The organism is Vibrio sp. TRT 17S01, assembly GCF_050113695.1.
GTDB lineage: Bacteria > Pseudomonadota > Gammaproteobacteria > Enterobacterales > Vibrionaceae > Vibrio.
The window spans coordinates 1-680 of record NZ_JBNJOG010000071.1 but is presented as its reverse complement, the minus strand read 5'-3'; the positions used below and the strand labels follow the sequence as shown (position 1 = coordinate 680).

Annotated in this window: 1 protein-coding gene; it reads right to left on the bottom strand. The window is 41.3% G+C overall.

Going from position 1 to position 680, the window contains the following annotated elements:
- Positions 1–125 precede the first annotated feature (125 nt).
- Positions 126–644: a GNAT family N-acetyltransferase gene (locus tag ACQEXS_RS22515; RefSeq protein WP_427015280.1), complete on the bottom strand. Its 519-nt coding sequence runs from the start codon at positions 642–644 to the stop codon at positions 126–128.
- Positions 645–680 lie beyond the last annotated feature (36 nt).

Below are 680 nucleotides of genomic sequence, written 5' to 3'. Positions count from 1 at the left end.
TAACGCCCAATTAAGGTGTGAACCACGCTACCACACAACTCAAATTGAACACCGTAAACACTAAACTAACCCAAAACCAAAAATGCCAAGCGTGGTGAATCACTCTTAAATTGTTTGTTATACCGCTACTCGCAAGCTACCCAATACCTAGCCACTGGTTCTGGAAAAACTTTACCCATAACCACTTTATCAAACTTGCCACCATTTGATTCTATGATCTTGCGTGATGCGATATTGTCTTCATCGGCCGTAATAAGTGCTTCAGCAATGCCCAACATTTTGGCTTTAGGTAATGCTAACTTGAGCATCGATTTACCGAGACCAATTCCGCGATGCGAAGGAGCTACATCATAACCAATATGACCTGCCTCTAAAGCTAGAAACGCGTTGTTGATGTTATGACGAATACGAATAGCGCCCAAAATATTTCGATCATCGTCGACAAGCCAAAAGTGATTACATGGCACATAGCCATCGGGTAAATTCAAACCCTGAGCTTCATCGTGTAGCTGCTGAACATATCGTGCGAAATCCGAGACTCCATCACTGTAATATTCCGCATTATCTACGTCATTTCTTGCAAAGTCTTGATAAAAAGCCGAAAACTCGGATTCAAATTCTAACGATGGTGAAACTAATTCCATGTTTTATTTTTCTCCTGCGGTATAACGCCCAATTAA

What these genes read in the sequence shown, in the direction of transcription:
- ACQEXS_RS22515 (WP_427015280.1), bottom strand. Translation starts at nt 644, where the DNA reads ATGGAATTAGTTTCACCATCGTTAGAATTTGAATCCGAGTTTTCGGCT.